16 protein-coding genes, 2 tRNA genes and 1 pseudogene are annotated in these 15,879 nt (G+C 69.5%); 9 read left to right on the forward strand and 10 right to left on the reverse strand.

Annotation, left to right across the window (positions count from 1 at the left end):
• Positions 1–15: 15 nt before the first annotated feature.
• The 4 genes from bcp to IEY73_RS10925 all read right to left on the reverse strand — a co-directional run bounded on the left by bcp (position 16) and on the right by IEY73_RS10925 (position 2,424).
• Positions 16–489, reverse strand: a complete 474-nt coding sequence (bcp, locus tag IEY73_RS10910) for a thioredoxin-dependent thiol peroxidase (RefSeq protein ID WP_189079015.1) — start codon at positions 487–489, stop codon at positions 16–18.
• A 48-nt stretch (positions 490–537) separates the two neighbouring features.
• Positions 538–1,284 carry a DsbA family protein gene (locus tag IEY73_RS10915; RefSeq protein WP_189079016.1) on the reverse strand — a complete coding sequence of 249 codons (747 nt, stop codon included), beginning with the start codon at positions 1,282–1,284 and terminating at the stop codon, positions 538–540.
• Positions 1,281–1,775: a MauE/DoxX family redox-associated membrane protein gene (locus IEY73_RS10920; protein ID WP_189079058.1), complete on the reverse strand. Its 495-nt coding sequence runs from the start codon at positions 1,773–1,775 to the stop codon at positions 1,281–1,283. Before IEY73_RS10920 ends, IEY73_RS10915 begins: the two co-directional genes overlap by 4 nt.
• Positions 1,776–1,875: 100 nt before the next feature.
• Positions 1,876–2,424: a sigma-70 family RNA polymerase sigma factor gene (locus IEY73_RS10925; RefSeq protein ID WP_229715745.1), complete on the reverse strand. Its 549-nt coding sequence runs from the start codon at positions 2,422–2,424 to the stop codon at positions 1,876–1,878.
• Positions 2,425–2,584: 160 nt separating this feature from the next.
• Here IEY73_RS10925 and IEY73_RS10930 point away from each other — a divergent pair, with 160 nt between their 5' ends.
• The 4 genes from IEY73_RS10930 to IEY73_RS10945 all read left to right on the forward strand — a co-directional run bounded on the left by IEY73_RS10930 (position 2,585) and on the right by IEY73_RS10945 (position 8,110).
• Positions 2,585–4,240: a copper resistance CopC/CopD family protein gene (locus IEY73_RS10930; RefSeq protein WP_189079018.1), complete on the forward strand. Its 1,656-nt coding sequence runs from the start codon at positions 2,585–2,587 to the stop codon at positions 4,238–4,240.
• Between the two features lie 194 nt (positions 4,241–4,434).
• Complete coding sequence (locus IEY73_RS10935; protein ID WP_189079019.1) at positions 4,435–6,957, forward strand: hypothetical protein; 2,523 nt, start codon at positions 4,435–4,437, stop codon at positions 6,955–6,957.
• A 390-nt stretch (positions 6,958–7,347) separates the two neighbouring features.
• Positions 7,348–7,938 carry an oligoribonuclease gene (gene orn / locus IEY73_RS10940; RefSeq protein ID WP_189079020.1) on the forward strand — a complete coding sequence of 197 codons (591 nt, stop codon included), beginning with the start codon at positions 7,348–7,350 and terminating at the stop codon, positions 7,936–7,938.
• 96 nt (positions 7,939–8,034) lie between these two features.
• A tRNA-His gene (locus tag IEY73_RS10945) sits at positions 8,035–8,110 on the forward strand.
• A 57-nt stretch (positions 8,111–8,167) separates the two neighbouring features.
• On the opposite strand, the gene IEY73_RS10950 is transcribed toward IEY73_RS10945, so the two are convergent.
• The 3 genes from IEY73_RS10950 to IEY73_RS10960 form a co-directional block, all read right to left on the reverse strand.
• Positions 8,168–8,599, reverse strand: coding sequence for a hypothetical protein (locus IEY73_RS10950; RefSeq protein ID WP_189079021.1), 432 nt, complete (start codon positions 8,597–8,599; stop codon positions 8,168–8,170).
• 23 nt (positions 8,600–8,622) lie between these two features.
• On the reverse strand, positions 8,623–9,873 hold the full coding sequence (locus IEY73_RS10955; protein WP_189079022.1) for a L,D-transpeptidase: 1,251 nt from the start codon (positions 9,871–9,873) through the stop codon (positions 8,623–8,625).
• 126 nt (positions 9,874–9,999) lie between these two features.
• A complete protein-coding gene (locus tag IEY73_RS10960; protein ID WP_189079023.1) occupies positions 10,000–11,235 on the reverse strand; it encodes a L,D-transpeptidase in 1,236 nt (411 codons plus the stop codon).
• 176 nt (positions 11,236–11,411) lie between these two features.
• On the opposite strand from IEY73_RS10960, the gene IEY73_RS10965 reads away from it, so the two are divergent.
• From IEY73_RS10965 to IEY73_RS10985, 5 genes and pseudogenes are all read left to right on the forward strand, one after another.
• Positions 11,412–11,484 (forward strand) — tRNA-Lys (locus IEY73_RS10965).
• A 174-nt stretch (positions 11,485–11,658) separates the two neighbouring features.
• Positions 11,659–11,847, forward strand: a pseudogene (locus tag IEY73_RS10970) (type II toxin-antitoxin system RelE/ParE family toxin); the annotation flags it as partial.
• Entirely contained in the window at positions 11,844–12,143 is a 300-nt protein-coding gene (locus tag IEY73_RS10975) for a helix-turn-helix domain-containing protein (protein ID WP_189079025.1), read from the forward strand. The pseudogene IEY73_RS10970 and the gene IEY73_RS10975, both read left to right, overlap by 4 nt.
• Before the next feature lie 284 nt (positions 12,144–12,427).
• The gene (locus IEY73_RS10980) at positions 12,428–13,039 is read left to right on the forward strand and encodes an adenylate cyclase (protein WP_189079026.1); all 612 of its coding nucleotides are present in this window, start codon (positions 12,428–12,430) and stop codon (positions 13,037–13,039) included.
• Between the two features lie 11 nt (positions 13,040–13,050).
• Complete coding sequence (locus tag IEY73_RS10985) at positions 13,051–13,482, forward strand: hypothetical protein (protein WP_189079027.1); 432 nt, start codon at positions 13,051–13,053, stop codon at positions 13,480–13,482.
• Positions 13,483–13,870: 388 nt separating this feature from the next.
• Here the strand turns inward: IEY73_RS10985 and IEY73_RS10990 are convergent, their stop codons facing one another.
• The 3 genes from IEY73_RS10990 to IEY73_RS11000 form a co-directional block, all read right to left on the reverse strand.
• Positions 13,871–14,164 (reverse strand): hypothetical protein, encoded by a 294-nt coding sequence (locus IEY73_RS10990; RefSeq protein WP_189079028.1) that lies wholly within the window; start codon positions 14,162–14,164, stop codon positions 13,871–13,873.
• A gap of 213 nt (positions 14,165–14,377) precedes the next feature.
• Positions 14,378–14,581 carry a cold-shock protein gene (locus tag IEY73_RS10995; RefSeq protein WP_189079029.1) on the reverse strand — a complete coding sequence of 68 codons (204 nt, stop codon included), beginning with the start codon at positions 14,579–14,581 and terminating at the stop codon, positions 14,378–14,380.
• Between the two features lie 179 nt (positions 14,582–14,760).
• Positions 14,761–15,807 (reverse strand): fatty acid desaturase family protein, encoded by a 1,047-nt coding sequence (locus IEY73_RS11000; RefSeq protein ID WP_189079030.1) that lies wholly within the window; start codon positions 15,805–15,807, stop codon positions 14,761–14,763.
• Positions 15,808–15,879: the final 72 nt, after the last annotated feature.

The raw sequence follows: 15,879 nt of genomic DNA on the forward strand, positions 1-15,879 counted from the left end.
GCGGTGCCCGCCGGGTCAGTCGATGTGCAGGTCGCGCCGCAGCTTCGCCACGTGGCCGGTGGCCTTCACGTTGTACAGCGCATGCGTGATGATCCCGTCCGCGTCCAGCACGAACGTCGAGCGGATCACGCCGGTCACCGTCCGGCCGTACGACTGCTTCTCCCCGTACGCGCCGTACGCGCTGAGCACGCTCTTGTCCTGGTCGCTGACCAGCGGGAAGGTGATCGCGTCGCGCTCGCGGAAGGTGGCCAGCTTGGCCGGCGTGTCCGGGGAGATGCCCACCACCTCGTAGCCGGCGGCCTGCAACGAGGCGAGCGAGTCGCGGAAGTCGCAGGCCTGCTTGGTGCAGCCGGGCGTCATGGCGGCCGGATACGCGTAGAGCACGACCTTGCGTCCGCGCAGATCCTTGAGCGACAGGGTGTCGCCGCTGTCGGTCGGCAGGGTGAAGTCGGGTGCGGCGTCGCCGGGGGCCAGGCGGGTCTGGGTCATGAGTGGACCCTATCGCCGCCCGGCCCGGCACGCGTCGGCCGTGGCGCCTCAGCCCGCGGCGGAGGCCACGGCGGTGGTGAGGGTGGCCGGGGTGGGCGGGGCGCCGTTGGCCTCGGACACCTTCTTGCCGTTGATCATCACCGTCGGGGTGGAGCTGACGCTGCGCTCGGACGCGGTGTCGGTGGCCTTGGTCGCCCACGCCCAGTACGTCTTGTTGTTGATCGCGTCGGCGAACTTGGCGTCGGTCAGCCCCACCGACTTGCCGAGCTCGATGAGCTTGGCGTTGTCCAGGCCGTTGCTGCCCTCTTCGGGCTGATTGGCGTAGAGCACGTCGTGGTACTCGGTGAACTTGCCCCCGACGAACGCGGCGGCGGATGCGGCGGAGGCGCGGGTGGAGTACTGCGTGCCGTTGGACGCCCGGTCCAGGATGGCGATCGGGTGGTAGCGGATGGTCGCCTTGTCATCCGCGGCGAGCTGCTTGAGCGTGTCGCCGGACTGCTGCTCGAACTCGTGGCAGATCGGGCACATGAAGTCCTCGTAGACGTCCACGTTGACCGGGCCGCTGCCGACCGGGAACGCCGTGCCGTCATCCACCGCACCCGCCGGGACGGTGAGATTGTCGGCGTTGTCGTTCTGCTGGCCGGCCAGCACGCCCCAGCCGATCAGACCGGCGATCAGCAGGACCGCGACCACGGCCACCGAGGTCCACAGCGTGACCGCCCGGCGGCGCTCGGCCGCTAGCTGCTGCTGCACCACCCTCTTGGCGGCGGCGCGTTCCTTGGTGCCCTTGCTCATGCGAGGTCCCCCATCAGTTTTCCGTCCAGCGAATAGCGTGTGCGGGGCTGCCAGAGCAGGGCTCCGGCCAGGATCAGGAAGCCGACATCACGGGCGATCTCCGAGAGATATTGCGGCGTCTGCCCCTCACCCAGCGCGCCGCCGGAGCTGAAGCAACCACAATCGATCGACAGGCCGCGGGCCCATGCCGACACGATACCCGCAATGAAGATCAACAGGAGTAGGGCCGAAATGCCCGCGCTGAGTCGCACCGCGAGGCCGATGAGCAACAGCAGGCCGAGGGCGATCTCCAGGAACGGCTGGACGGCGCCGACGACGCGGGCGGCGTCGTACGGCATCAGCTCGTACGCGTTGACCGCCCGGCCGGACGCGCCGAGGTCGCCCACCTTCAGGCCACCCGCGATGATCCACACCGCGGCGAGGCCGAGGCGGACCGCCGTCAGGATCCATGGCCGGGCGGCGGCAAGCCGGGCGCGCGACGCCGTCTGCATACTCACGTCCCTTAGTCGATGTGTACGCCTGCGAAGTTCCCTTCGATCTTGCACCGCTGCGCGCGGCGGCGGATGCGGGGGTGCCGCCGCACGCCCCGAGTCAGCTCGCGCGCGCCCGGGACACCGCGGTCACCAGATCGTCGCGGGCGCGTGCCACGCGGGACCGGATGGTGCCGACCGGCACTTCCTCGACCGCGGCGGCCTCCGCGTACGACAAGCCGACGATCTGGGTGAGCACGAACGCCGTACGCCGCTCCTCGGTGAGGCCGCGCAGCAGATCGGCGGTGCCCAACTGGTGTGCCGGATCGGGATGCGGCAGATCGGTCTGCGCCTGCGCGGCCAGCCGCACGTCCAGCCTGCGGCGGCGCATCACGGCCCGCAGATGGTCGGCGCACGTACGCCGGGCGATGCCCAACAGCCACGTACGGGCGGTGGACCGTCCCTGGAACGCCGGCAGGGCCCGGAACGCCCGCAGGAACGTCTCCTGCGTCAGGTCGTCGGCCGCGCCCGGGTCGACCAGCGCGGCGGTGAAGCGCCACACATCGCCCTGCATCGCCCGGACGAAACCAGCCTGGGCCGCCGGGTCGCCGGTCCGCGCGCGCAGGGCGAGTTCGGTGGCCGGGTCGGCGGTTCTGTCACCCGTCGTCACGGGGACGAATGGTACGCGTGAGGAATTCGTAAACCCCCGCCGGGAACCGCCCGCCCGGCGACGGCGACCATTCCGCGATGACACTCCTGGCGGTACGGGCACGGCGCGCATCCCGCGATCCGGGTGTCGCCGAGATGTCCCGGTCGGGCAGCATGACCGGATGATCGGAGACCGACGGCGCCGCGCGGTGTTCGCGCTCGCGGGCGCGCTGCTGGGCCTGGCGCTCACCCTGGCCGGCCCGGCCGCACCGGCCAGCGCGCACGCCGTGCTGGTGAGCAGCGATCCGGGCAACGGCACGGTGCTGCCCGACGCCCCGCAGCAGGTGACGCTGACGTTCAGCGAGTCGGTGCAGCTCATGACCGGCAAGATTCAGGTGCTGGCGCCGGACGGCAGCCGCGCGGACACGGGCGACCCGACGGCGTCCGGCGCCGCGGTCACCATCGGGTTGCGCTCCGGCGGAGGCCGGGGCACCTACCTGGTGAGCTACCGGGTGATATCCGCCGACACCCACCCGGTGGGCGGGAGCATCACCTATTCGGTGGGCGCCGCTTCGATACCGCCCACCGCGAATCAGGCCGCCGACCGGGTCGACCCGTTAGTCGCCGCGCTGATCCCGATTGGCAAGTACCTCGGGTACGCCGGACTGGTGCTGGTGATCGGACCGGTCCTGGTGCTGTCGCTGCTCTGGCCGCACCGGCTGTCCCGCACCGGCCCCGCCCGCCTGGTGTGGACCGGGATCGGCCTGGTCCTGGGCAGTTCGCTGCTGGCGTTGTGGCTGCAAGCCCCCTACGCGATCGGCGTCGGCCTGTTCGACGTCCGCCCCGGTGATCTGCAGGACGTGCTCGGCAGCACGTACGGGGCGGTGATGCTGATCCGGCTGGGCGTGGTCTGCGCGGCCGCGTTCCTGCTGCGCCCGCTGCTCACCGGCACCGAAGGGGACAGCCGAGCGGACACCGCGGTGCTCGGCGTGCTGGGCATCGCCGCGCTTGCCACCTGGCCACTCACCGGACACCCGACGGCGTCGCCGGTACCCGGCGTCTCGGTGGTCCTGGACGCCCTGCACCTGGCGGCGATGGCGGTGTGGCTGGGCGGGCTGGTGATGCTGTTCGGGTTCCTTCTGCCCCGGGCCGATGAGCGGGAACTCCGCGCCATCCTGCCGATCTGGTCACGGTGGGCCACCGTTGCGGTCGCCGGGTTGGTGTTCGCGGGGGTGGTGCAGGCGCTCATCGAGATCGGCTCCCTGCGGGCGCTGGTGGACAGTCCGTACGGGCGATTGATCCTGCTGAAGACGGCGCTCGTGGTGGTGGTCGGCGGTGTGGCCGCGTACAGCCGCAAACTGGTGTCGTCGCGGGCCGCGGCGAGCGGGCCGGGCAGGCTGCGCCGAGCGGTGCTGGCCGAACTCGCGGTGACCGCGGTGGTGGTCGGGGTTGCGGCGGTGCTGGTGCAGATCCCGCCGCCACGGTCGGCCGAGGCGGCGCAGACCGCGGCCGAGGACACCGCGATCTCCCGGACGGTGACCGGCAAGACGATGTCGCTTCAGGTGGAGGTGCTGCCCGGCACCACCGGAAACAACTCGATCCACCTGTATGCGTACACGCCGGACAATAAGCCGTTGCCGGTCGTGGAATGGAAGATCACCGCGGCGCTGCCGGCGAAGAAGATCGAGCCGATCGCGGTGCCGGTGCTGCGGATCACCGACAACCACGCGGTGGGCGACGTCGCGCTGCCCACGCCCGGGGAATGGACGTTCAGCATCACCGCCCGCACCAGCGACATCGACCAGTCCACGCTCACCCTGACCGGCGAGATCGGCTAGCCGGAGCGCGCGGCGGGCCGGCCGGAACGGCCTATCCACCGATGATCGCGGCACGCGTACGTTCAGGCTCTTTGTCGCTGCCCACCGCTTTATACGCAGTTTGCCCTTTTACCGCCATTTAGATCGGTATGGTCTGTGCAGTCTGGCCGGAGAGGGAGGCGAGAAGAATGCGGGTGTTCCGCACGATCGTCGGAATGCTGATGCTCATCGTGGGGCTGCAGGCGTTGCTGATCGGCGCCGGATTCTGGGCCGCCCTGCAGCACCGCGACGCCGGAGGTTCCTACAGCGGCGCGTTGCAGCGGCTCTCCACCACCGGCTATGCGGTGGTCGTCGAGGACATGGACGCGCTGCTGCGGGCGGACGCGCCGTTCGCGCGCTTCGGTGACACGCGCCTGAGCCTGACCGCGTCCACCGCCGAAGGCCGCGCCTTCATCGGCATCGCGCCGCGCGACCGGGTGGCGCAATACCTCGGCAACGTGCCGCACGTCTCGGTGCGGTCAGTCGACATCGGCACCGGCGCGCTGCCGCTCGCCTCGCGGCGGGTCGACGGCACCCGCGCCCCCGCGGTCCTGCCCAGCCAGGAGAAGTTCTGGCTGCGTACCGGAAGTGGACGCCTCGACTGGACGCCCGGACAGGTGGGCCAGGACTACAGCCTCGTCGTGATGAACCCGGGGGCGGAGCCGGGCCTCGAATTCACCGGCACCGCGGAGATCCGTCCCGGCTGGCTCAACTCCAGCACCTGGTCGTTGCTCGTGCTGGGAAGCATGCTCGTCGCCGGGGGAATCGTGGTGCTGCTCTGGCCGGGACGCCGCCGGGAAATCGTCTATGTCGTCGAGCCGAGCCAGGTGCCGGAACTGGTCCGGGTCATCGGCGCTCCGCTGCCCAGCAGCCGTGGCGCCGGGGGTCGGCACGCTCTCGCAAATCGCCCGAGGACGCTCGCCGACGCGGCCGGCAAGCCCGCCCCGCCCCGGCTGACCTGGCCCCCGACGATCGCCCGGGTATCCGGCCGCACCACGTCCCCGGAGCCGGTGTCGGCCGCGGATAAACCCGGCGCCTCGGCGGTGCCCGCCCAGGTGACCCCGTCGTCGCCGACTCTGCCCTCCGCCCCGGCCGGCGCCGGGGCAGCCACCGGCGCGGCGAAGCCCGCCCCGGGCGAGCCGCTGAGCCTCATCGCCGCACCGCGATCGGCCGCGCTCGCCGGAAAGGACCCCGCCTCCCCGGCCGCCTCGGTCCCGGCGGTAGCCGTCCCGTCGGCCGCCTCGGTCCCGGCGGTAGCCGTCCCGTCGGCCGCCTCGGTCCCGGCGGTCGCCCGCCCCGCCTCCCAGGCGTTGGCTCGAGCCGCCGATTCGCTGTTCGGCCGCACCACGGGTCGCCCCGCACGTCGGCGGCCCCACGAGGCACCGGACGCCCCGGTCTTCGAGGCGTCCGCCGTGGGCGCGTGGAAGGCGGCGAACTCCGCAGTCCGTGCCCGCGAGACCGAAGCCCTGGCCGCGGCGGCCGCGGCGGCGGCACGCTCCAAGGACGCACCGGCCGGACCGGAGTCCGAAGCCGCACCCGAAGGCCCGGCCGTGGACGACACGCCCGAAGGCGCGGCCTCCGCCACCGGTTCGGCGGTTTCCGCACCCGACACCGAGCCGGCTTGCGGCGACACCGAGCCGGTGTCGGCCCCAGGAACCGGGTCGGCCGGGTCCGCTGGGTCCGCCGAGCCGATCGAGCAGACCGGATCGGCTGAGTCCACTGGGTCGGCTGAGTCCGCTGAGCCCACTCAGCCGGCTGGGTCCGACGAGTCCGGCGAGTCGGCCGAGACCGGCGAATCCGGCGAGCCGGGGCGGACGGCTGGCGCCTGGGCGAGCGGCCTCACCCGCGCCGACTCTCCCCGGGTCGGGCAGCCCGCGAAGGACGGATCCGTCGCCGATGCGACAACCGCGCCGGCGCCGCCGCGTCCGACGGTGCCGTCACCGGCGCGTCCCGCCAACCCGACCGGCCCGTCCACGCCGAACAGGCCGTCCGGGCCGGGCACGTCTGCGACACCCGCTGCCCCCAGCGCCCCCACGGGTGAGGCGGACGGCGGCACCGCGGCGCGCACGGCGACGGGTGGCGACGCTGCGGCGCGCACGGCGACGGGTGGCGATGCTGCGGCGCGCACGGCGACGGGTGGCGATGCCGCCAAGGACGCCGAAACGGAGCGTCCCGCCGACACGAACCCCACCCCGGCCGAGTCCCGTCCTGCGGCGGCCGAGTCCCGCCCTGCGGCCGGGCAGCGTGTCGGCGACGAGCGGCGTGCCGGCGGCGAGCAGCCGACCCCGGCGGCCCGGCGCGGAGGGCAACGCACCCCTGCAGCCCGGCGCGGCGGCAACGGCGAGGGCGGCGCCCCCACGACGGCCAGGGGCGCGGCGAAGTCCTCATCGCCCATCACCAGGCCCGACAACGGCCGCGGACCGGCCGCGTCCCGGTCACGCTCGACGAGCAACCGGCCCGGCGGACTGGGACGGCACGTTCTGGGCCAGCCGTCAGCCGGGGCCGCTGCCACGCCCGCCGCGTCGACTGCGCCCGCGGCCCCGGCAACCCCTGCCACGCCGTCCGCACCGGACCAGCGCGCCGCGGACGGCGACGCCCATGCCTCGCCGCGGTTGTCGAGTTACATGGCCGAGGCGGCGGAGTTGCTCTCCGGCACGGCTGCCAAGCGCAAGCGCCAGCCGGACGCGGACGACGCATAACACCACTGCCGAGTAGATCGAGCACCTGCCGAAGGCTGCCTCCGCATGTACGGAGGCAGCCTTCGCGCCTAGACGACGCGCAGCAATGAACCTTTTTCAACGTGGCGAGGCCGGCAGATGCCACCGCTGGTCAACGGCGCGCAACGTGCCGGGTCTCGATATCCCTCACTCGGTGCGTGCCCGTGGGCCCTCCGCGCTGCCGACGCGGAGGGCCCAACCGGGGAACGGAGTAACCGTTGGGGGGTTCGTCCGCTAAGACCATTTTAGTCCGTCGAACCCTGAGTGGGAAGTCTGCGGCGAAAACCGATCATATAGTGACCAATCCGCCCGGAAGGGTGGCTGCCGAGGAGGTCGGGGCGCGTCGGCAGCGCTGAGCGTAGGCTGACGGGTGTGGCGGATCTTCTGGTGTGGGTCGATTGCGAGATGACCGGTCTCGACCTAGGCAAGGACAAGTTGGTCGAGGTTGCTGCCCTGGTGACCGACCCGGATCTCAATGTCCTGGGCGAGGGCGTCGACCTGGTGATCCATGCGGACGACGCGGCGCTGGACGCGATGCCCGGCGTGGTTCGCGAGATGCACGCCAAGTCCGGGCTGACCGAGGAGGTCCGGCGGTCCACCGTCACCATGGCGGAGGCCGAGGAGGCCGTCCTGGCGTACGTGAAGGAGTTCGTCCCCAACCCGGGCTCCGCGCCGCTGTGCGGCAACTCGATCGCCACTGACCGGGGTTTCCTCGCTCGTGACATGCCGGCGTTCGACTCTCACCTGCACTACCGGATGATCGACGTGTCCTCGATCAAGGAGTTGTGTCGCCGCTGGTATCCGCGGGTTTACTTCGGTCAGCCGGCCAAGGGGCTCGCACACCGAGCCCTGGCCGACATCCGCGAAAGCATTCGTGAGCTGCAGTACTACCGTCAGGCGATCTTCGTGCCGTTGCCCGGTCCGGACGTGGACGAAGCGAAGGCCATCGCTGCCGAGTTGTAGGACACAGCGCCGCGCCGGAACCCGCTCGACCGGGCCGCACCGGTTGTGGCTATGATTGTCCGGCGCAGGACGCGGGGGTTGCCCCGCGGATGCATGGTGGTCGTAGCTCAGTTGGTAGAGCACCGGGTTGTGGTCCCGGGGGTCGCGGGTTCGAATCCCGTCGATCACCCCATGTGATGTTCGAGCTCGGTTCGCCGGTGGTGGACCGGGCTCGATGCTTTCGGGCAGGTCAGCCGACCGTTTCGAGTCCGCTGTCCGTGCACACCGAGGACATATCCGCGCCTGCCGCGCTCACCCCCGCCACGGCGTCCGGCTCGTCCTCCGTTCCGTGTGCTCCGGCCGCCGACGCGTACGCCGCGGCAAGCCTCCGCCCCGCGTCGGCGACCGGAGCGTCCGCGCGGCCGCTGATGCGCACGATGGCGTCGACGACGCCCGGCTCCATCAGGGTTCCCTCGTCGACGGCCCGCTTCAACAGGCTGCACGCGTCCACGCCGGGTGCGTCGCTCGACGTCGGCTGGAGATCATCCATGCCGCCCGGCGCGGCCGACGCGGCGGACGCATCCGTGGCCCCGTCCGGGGAGCACGCCGTGCCGGTCAGGGCGATGCCGCCGGCCAGCAGGAGCCGTACGAACAGGGCTGGTGCGGAAAGTGATCGCGCCACCACAACAGGTTATGTGGCGATGATCAGATGGCGCTGCCCTTCTTGTACTCCGACCAGCTCATGTTCCAATCGGTCCAGCCGTTGCCGTTCTGCAGCGGCCGATCGGTGCCACTGACCGTGATCGGGTCTCCCATGAGGGTGCGCGAGAAGAGCCACTCGCCCATCTTCATCGAGACGTTCACGCAGCCGTGCGAGACGTTCTCCTTGCCCTGCACACCCTCCGACCACGGCGCCGCGTGGATGAACTGACCGCTCCAGGTGATTCGCTGCGCGTAGTCGATCTCGGTGCGGTACGCGTCTTCCTTGGGCAGCTCGTCGGTGGTGTCGAACACCGTGTGCCGCTTCTTCTCGATGATCACCATGGTGCCGCTGGACGAGGGTGTGCTCTTCTTGCCCAGGCTGACCGGAATCGTCTTGATCGTCGTGCCGTCCTGCTTGACCGTCATCTTCTTGGTCTTGTTCGACACGGTCATCGTGAAGGAGCGCCCGATCTTCATGTCCACGGTGAGGTCGGAACGGCCGTACCATCCGTCGCCCATCGGGACGCCTGCTAGCTGCACCTTATAGAAGATCTTCGTGTACGGCTTCCAGTACTCCTTGGGTCGGTAGTGCACCTCGGTCGGGCTGATCCAGTGCCAGATGCCCTCTTGAGCCGGCTTCGCCGTCACCGTCATCCGGCGCTGCACGTCGTCCCGGTAGCTCTCCGGAATCGAGCGCCCGAACTTGATGATCAGCGGCATGCCCACGCCGACCGTCTGGTTGTCGCCCAGGAAGCTCGACACGCGCACCAGATTCGACGGCTTCGCCATGGTCGTGAACGTGCTGGACGCGGTGCCGATCTTGTCCCCGGAGGCGGTGCCGTTCACCTTGACGGTGAAGGTCTCGCCGTACGCCAGGGCACTGCTCGGGTGCCAGACCTGATCATCCTTGTCCAGGGTGCCGTCCACCTCTTTGCCGTCGGCGCCGGTCACCGTGAGGCTGGTGTTCTCCGGGTCCTCGCTCTTGTACTTCACATCGGTGACCGCGATCACGTCCGTCGCGCCCGACTCCGGCGAGGTCACCGCCACGGTGCTCTCCGGCGGCGGGGGAGAGGCGGACTGAGCGGCGCCGCTGCCCGCGCCGTCACCTGCCGAACCGCCGTCCTGCCAGGAGGGCGACCGGCCGCCGCTGCATCCGGCGCTCAGCAGGACGATGCCGGCCGCCGCCACTGCGGCAAGCGTTCGCCAGCGCCGCGGCCCGAAGCCGCCCGTTGACCGAATCCCACTGATGTCCATGATCCCCTCACCGCATCTGCGTCTGGCGCTCCATCCTGCTCCATGAATGCCGGGCCGACCAATCCCGGATTCGTGCCGCACGCCGGATACGGGCCTCATGTCACGTACGTGTGACACATCCGAGTCCTATCCGAGATCGTCCGGCACGGGCAGGGCGCTGCCCTTCGCGAACTCGTCCCAGCTCAGGTTCCACGGCGTCCAGCCGTTGCCGTAGACCAGTTTGTCGCTCGTGCCCTTGACCGTCACCGGGTCGCCGATCAGCGTCTTGTCGAACAGCCACCGGGCATTCGACGGCGAGACGTTGACGCAACCGTGCGAAACGTTGCGGCTGCCCTGGGCGCTGACCGACCATGGGGCGGAATGGATGTACTGACCGCTCCAGGTCAGTCGCTGGGCGTATTCGATGTCCGTGACGTACCCGTCGTCGCCGTCGGTGTCCGTGGTGTCGAAGACGGTGGACGCCTTCTTCTCCATGACCACCATCGTCCCGCTCGACGACGGCGTGCTGGGCTTGCCCAGGCTCACCGGCATGGTGCGCACCGTCGTGCCGTCCTGGACCACCGTCATCTTCTTGGTGGCGTTGTCCACCTTCATCTCGAAGCTGCGGCCGATCTTGGCGGTCGCCGACCGGTCCCGGTCCCCGTAGCGCCCGCCGCCGGTCGGTACGCCGTCCAGCGCCAGCCGCACGGTCAGCGTGGTGCCCGGCTTCCAGTAGTGCGGTGCCCGGTAGTACGCCTGCGAGCCGCTCGACGTCCAGGACCAGGTGCCCGCCTGCGGGGGATCGGTCTGCACGAACATCCGGCGCTGCACGTCCGCCCGGTCCGCCTTCTTGATGCCCGGGCTGAACTCCGCCACCACCGGCATCGCCACCCCGTACGTCTTGTCGTCGAACAGGTAAAGGCCGGTGCCCGTACGCTTACCCGGCTCGGACATCGTCGTGAACGACGCCTTTGCCGTCGTGCTCTGGCCGGCTTCGTTCGTTGCGGTGACCGTCGCCTGATACTTCCGCTTCGGCTGCAGTGGCTTGCTCGGCACCCAGGACGATCCGTCTTCGCGCAGCTTGCCGGTCACCGACGCGCCGCCCGAGTCGGCCAGCTCGACCGAGGTGACCTCGCCACCGGACACCTCGAACTCGATCTCCGCGCTGATCGGCACGCCCGTCTTGCCGTCCGAGGGGGAGATGGTGAGGGACGCCGGTGTCGTCGCGGGCTGGGGTTCGGCAGACGCCTCGGCCACCGGTGAGGCGCCGCGCCACTCGGCCGACGCGCCGTTGCCGCCGCCACCACCGTCGCTGCACGCAGACAGCGCCAGTGGCGTCCCGACCACCAGCGCCATCACCGTCACGAGCCGTCTGCTGACCATGTCGAAGCCCCGTTCTCACGTTCCGGTGGCACATCCTGCCCTACCGACGCAAGATCTGGCTCCATCCGGTGGCTGGTTTTGCCCCGGAGCCGCAAATGGAGCCGCCGCAGAGCCACGCCGGAACCGGTTGGAGTGGCCGCAAAGTGCCGTGCTATCGTTCCGTCGTTGTCAGACGAGCGCCGCTAGCTCAACTGGCAGAGCAGCGGACTCTTAATCCGCGGGTTGTAGGTTCAAGTCCTACGCGGCGCACAGTTTTACATGGCCTTGACCAGGTATTCATATCTGGTCAAGGCCATTTCTCGTTCGGAGGTCGCCACAGTCGAACGTCAGGCTGACGATCCGCCTGCGGGCGTTTGCCTTCCGGTGGCACTCACGCGCTGATGAGGTGACGGTAGCGGAGGAACGGCACAGCACCTCAGGTTCCTCAAGGAGCTACGCGCCGGCACCGTGCGCATCCCGTTCGCCTTCGACCCATGGCGTTCCAGCATTTTGCTGGTCGCCGGGGACAAAAGCGGACGGTGGAACCAGTGGTACGACGAAGCCATCCCGCTGGCCGAGCCGCGTTACGAGACCTACCTGAAAGAACGGGCCGAGCAGGAGGGTGAACGATGAGCGGCTACACGCGTTGGAGCGACATCCGGACCGCGCAGGTCGAGCGCGCGGGCGGGGAGCCGGCGGTCGAGGCCGGCAAGCAGGAACTGCTCGCGACTGTCGTCGGGCACCGGCTGGCCGAGGTCCGTCGCGCTCGCGGCCTGACCCAACAGCAGGTCGCCGAGCGGATGGGCGTCACCAAGGGCCGGATCTCGCAGATCGAACAGGGGAAGATCTCCGGCCAGGACGTCCTGGCTCGCTATGCCGCCTCCGGCGGCCACGACCGCGCCGGAATCCTGGTGGGCGAAAGCCCTTGACATGGGCCTTTCGGCGGAGAGGTGCTGGATACACGTTCCCGTGCGGCGGTTTGCTTGCGGGCCACATAGGTCGATGCCGGGGCGCCCTGTCGGGCGCTTTTCGTCGTTGCAGGCCCGGAACGGGGCCGACCGACGCGAGGCCGCATCATCGTTGGATGGTGACGGGGGTCACAAACTAGCCTCTGCGTTGGCACTCAAAGTGCGTCCAGGGAGGTCCGATGGCGCCTGACTGTGTCCGGCGTTGATTTGGTGGAGCCGACTTCGCGCTCTGGTACTCCGTCGGGTTGTGCGCCGCGCTGCTCGGTGGTGCCGTCACTGCGGCAGTCGGTCTGACCGTGCTCGTCTCCGCGGATGTCGGATGCCAACAGTCGGTGGGCGGCGACATCGCGCCGGGAGACACACAGCAGCGCCCCGACGGAACCGCAAGAGTGCTGCCCGCCTCAGTGTCAGGCGTCGTCGGCGCCCTCCTCGTGCTCGCCGCCGTGGCGCTCATCCTCACCCGGCGGGCCGACCCCCCGAGCCTCCTCACAGCGGCACAGCACGCGCTGTGGCTGGCCGTCCTCATGACCGCCGTTCCTGGGCTGCTATGGTCCGTCGCGGCGCTGAGCTCCACCGTTTCCTTCCGTGGTCTCTGGGGTCTTGCCGCAACCGCCTTCGCCTGTCTGCCGCTGGTCACTTCCTACGTCCGGCCCACGATCATGATCCGCGTGCTGGCGGGCTGTCTGATCGTCCCGGTCACCGGTGTGACCATGGGCGTATGGCTGCCCCTGCTCCTGCCCATAGCAGTGCCCGTGGCGGGCATGTGGCTGATCGCCTGGTGGCTGGCACATACCGCACATCGCATCAAATCGGATACCGGATCCGGGGGGCGCTCAACGGCAGATTCGACGAACTGATCTACAAGAACATGGTCACGCTCGACGTGGATCCCGGCGTCGACTCCACCGTCGTGGTGACCGACGCGACCACCGGGGACAGCCCCGAGGTATCGGGAAGCTTCAACATGACCTGGGCGACGCTGCGCGGCCGTATCGGTGTCGACCTTGACACGGCCACCGAACTCGCCGCCTCCGACGACACCTCCGGAATGGATTTCAACTACCTGCTGATCTCCGGTGCGCACGGCACCCGCCTGCACCGGTGGACACAAGGCGACCCGAGCCTGGCCGGCTGCACGTCGGTGCCCGGCAACGACTGGTCCTCGGTCGACCTGCGGATGCGGGTCCAAAACGGTAAGTACTGCGTGGTCACCAGCGACGGCAGATTCGGATTCATCGACTACGTCGGCGCTAGCAAGATCGGCGAATCCCAGTACGTGCTCTGGAAGCGCACCTCCTAGGCTCCGATGCGCCCTTGGCGCACGTCAGCGCGGGTCGGGGAGTGTGGACATCGTGCCGAGGTGCCTGCCCAGACCGTGGGGCCGGGTCGTTGACCGCGGTGCGGGGCGGGGCTCGGTGAAGGTGCTGAACGTCGTGGTCAGGGGGTCGCCCAGTTCCGGGCGGTCGAGGACCGCGCCGACGTGCTCGCCGACGACGTGGAGCGCCGCGATCAGGGGGCTGACCTCCGGATGGTCGGACAGGGTGCGCTCGACGCGAGGGCGCAGCAGTGCCGGGCCGTGTCCTCGCGGTCTGGCCGTGGATCCGGGCTCGAAGCGTTCCGTGAGCTGGCCGTGCAGGGCGCGGCAGGTGAGGTTGGTGCCGTCGCCGCCCTTGACAATGAACCTATTTTCAACGTGGCGAGGCCGACAGATGCCGCCGCTGGTCGACGGCGCGCAACCGACGGGCTCGATGCCAGGTTGAAAAAGGTTCAACCTGGAGGAGTTCGGTGCCGGTCGACAGTTGCTGGATCCGTGATGGCAGGAAGCCGACGGGTGCGCGTTCTTCGTAGCAGTAGGTGGTCAAGGTTGTCGCAGGCCCGCCACCGAGCCGGGCGGCCACGGTGGCGGGGTCTCGATCGCGAATGAAACTGAGGCAGAATCCGGGGTAGCGGCTCTGGGTGGCCCATGCCCATCCGGATTCCATCGTGGAACGGTATCAGGACGGCAGGGGCGGGTCAGGCGACGATGGTGAGGGTGTATTTGTCGAGGTCGAGGAGCCTGACAGCGGGGTGAAAACGATGTCGACGGAGACGGCCGGCCGCCCGGGGAGATCACGCAGCATTCGCGGATCTTCGACCACGGGCAGCCGGCCGCCGCCACGCCCAGCGGTTCCGTGAGGAGCAGCCGGGCCGCATCATCAGAGCGGGCGGATGTTCGCCGCCTGCAGCCCCTTGGCACCCTGCTCGACGTCGAACTCCACGCGCTGATTCTCCTCAAGGCTGCGGAACCCGGACATCGCGATCGCGGAGAAGTGCGCGAAGACGTCGGAGCCCCCGTCGTCCTGGGTGATAAAGCCGAATCCCTTGTCGCCGTTGAACCATTTCACGGTGCCGGTAGCCATGACTTCTCCTGTCGACTCGTGCGGGGACGCACCGTGCGTCGCCGCGTGTCGCCGCGCTGATCCACCCGTCCGTGTTCTGGCGAACAAAAAACGCCTGATGGGCTGAGATACCCGTCAGGCGTTGATCAACGTCCAAGGAAATCAAAACTGCAACCCGGTCAAGGTAGCACGTGACCGGTTCAAGCGCCCATGCCGAAACGGCGGCTTCGTGCCTCGCGCAACGGGGCGCCGACCGCATGGAGGTGGCGGAGCGCCTGCCGGTACGACTCGATCAGGCTTGTCTGCTCATAGGGGACGCCGATCTCCGCGCAGTATCGCTGCACGATCGGCTGTGCCTTGCGCAGGTTCGGCGTCGGCATGCCGGGGAAAAGGTGGTGTTCGATCTGGTAGTTGAGGCCGCCCAGGGCGATGTCGACGAGTCGTCCACCGCGCACGTTGCGGGAGGTCAGCACCTGCTTGCGCAGATAATCCTCATCGCCGGTCGGGTGCGGCATGCCCTTGTGGTTGGGTGCGAAGGTCAACCCCAGGTAGACGCCGAACAGCGCCTGGTGCACCACGAGAAACGCGATCGCCTGCAAGGGGGAGAGCAGCAGAAAGAGCGCGCCCAGGTACGCCACCGCGTGCACCGCCAGCAGCAGGGCCTCCAAGCCGGGACGCTTGACGACGCCCGCCCGCAGCGCCTTGATGCTGGACACCTTCAAGTCGGTACTCAGCAGGGTCAGCAGCGGGAAGAACAATCCGGCCTGGTGGCGAGTGACGAAGGCAGCCAGCCCGCGCCGGCCGAGAGCCGATTCGGTGGCCCAGATCAGCACCTCGGGCGCCACGTCCGGGTCGAGGTCGTCGTGATTGGGGTTGTTGTGATGGCGAGTGTGCTTGTCCATCCACCAGCCGTAGCTCATGCCGACGCCGAGGTTGCCGGCGATCCGGCCGGCGATCTCGCTCGGGCGCTTGGTGCGGAACACCTGCCGGTGCGCGAGATCGTGGGCGACGAGCGCCGCCTGGGCGAACGCGACCGCTAGGAATGCCGCCACCAGGAGGGTCCACCAGGAGGATCCGATCAGGGCGAACGCGGCCCAGCCGCCGACGAGCATCAGGCCCACGAGCGTCAGCCGTAGCGTGTAGTAGCCGGGTTGGCGCCGCATCAAGTCCTGTGCGTTCACCCGTCGGCTCAGGGCTGCGAAGTCGCTTCCCGACGTTGCACGCGGCCGTACTGTGGTTGCCGTCATCGTCTCAGTATTCGATCCGCGAAGCAGAATGGGAGGTGTGGGAGGACCCACCCGCCCGGGGGTGCTATCACC

Source organism: Mangrovihabitans endophyticus, from assembly GCF_014646155.1.
GTDB lineage: Bacteria > Actinomycetota > Actinomycetes > Mycobacteriales > Micromonosporaceae > Actinoplanes > Actinoplanes endophyticus.

Excerpts from the sequence above, each read along its gene's own strand:
- bcp (WP_189079015.1), bottom strand. The coding sequence starts at position 489 with ATGACCCAGACCCGCCTGGCCCCCGGCGACGCCGCACCCGACTTCACC.
- IEY73_RS10920 (WP_189079058.1), bottom strand. The coding sequence starts at position 1,775 with ATGCAGACGGCGTCGCGCGCCCGGCTTGCCGCCGCCCGGCCATGGATC.
- IEY73_RS10935 (WP_189079019.1), top strand. The coding sequence starts at position 4,435 with ATGCTGATGCTCATCGTGGGGCTGCAGGCGTTGCTGATCGGCGCCGGA.
- IEY73_RS10975 (WP_189079025.1), top strand. The coding sequence starts at position 11,844 with ATGAGCGGCTACACGCGTTGGAGCGACATCCGGACCGCGCAGGTCGAG.
- IEY73_RS10915 (WP_189079016.1), bottom strand. The coding sequence starts at position 1,284 with ATGAGCAAGGGCACCAAGGAACGCGCCGCCGCCAAGAGGGTGGTGCAG.
- IEY73_RS11000 (WP_189079030.1), bottom strand. The coding sequence starts at position 15,807 with ATGACGGCAACCACAGTACGGCCGCGTGCAACGTCGGGAAGCGACTTC.
- IEY73_RS10985 (WP_189079027.1), top strand. The coding sequence starts at position 13,051 with ATGGTCACGCTCGACGTGGATCCCGGCGTCGACTCCACCGTCGTGGTG.
- IEY73_RS10955 (WP_189079022.1), bottom strand. The coding sequence starts at position 9,873 with ATGGACATCAGTGGGATTCGGTCAACGGGCGGCTTCGGGCCGCGGCGC.
- IEY73_RS10990 (WP_189079028.1), bottom strand. The coding sequence starts at position 14,164 with ATGGAATCCGGATGGGCATGGGCCACCCAGAGCCGCTACCCCGGATTC.
- IEY73_RS10995 (WP_189079029.1), bottom strand. The coding sequence starts at position 14,581 with ATGGCTACCGGCACCGTGAAATGGTTCAACGGCGACAAGGGATTCGGC.
- IEY73_RS10960 (WP_189079023.1), bottom strand. The coding sequence starts at position 11,235 with ATGGTCAGCAGACGGCTCGTGACGGTGATGGCGCTGGTGGTCGGGACG.
- IEY73_RS10930 (WP_189079018.1), top strand. The coding sequence starts at position 2,585 with ATGATCGGAGACCGACGGCGCCGCGCGGTGTTCGCGCTCGCGGGCGCG.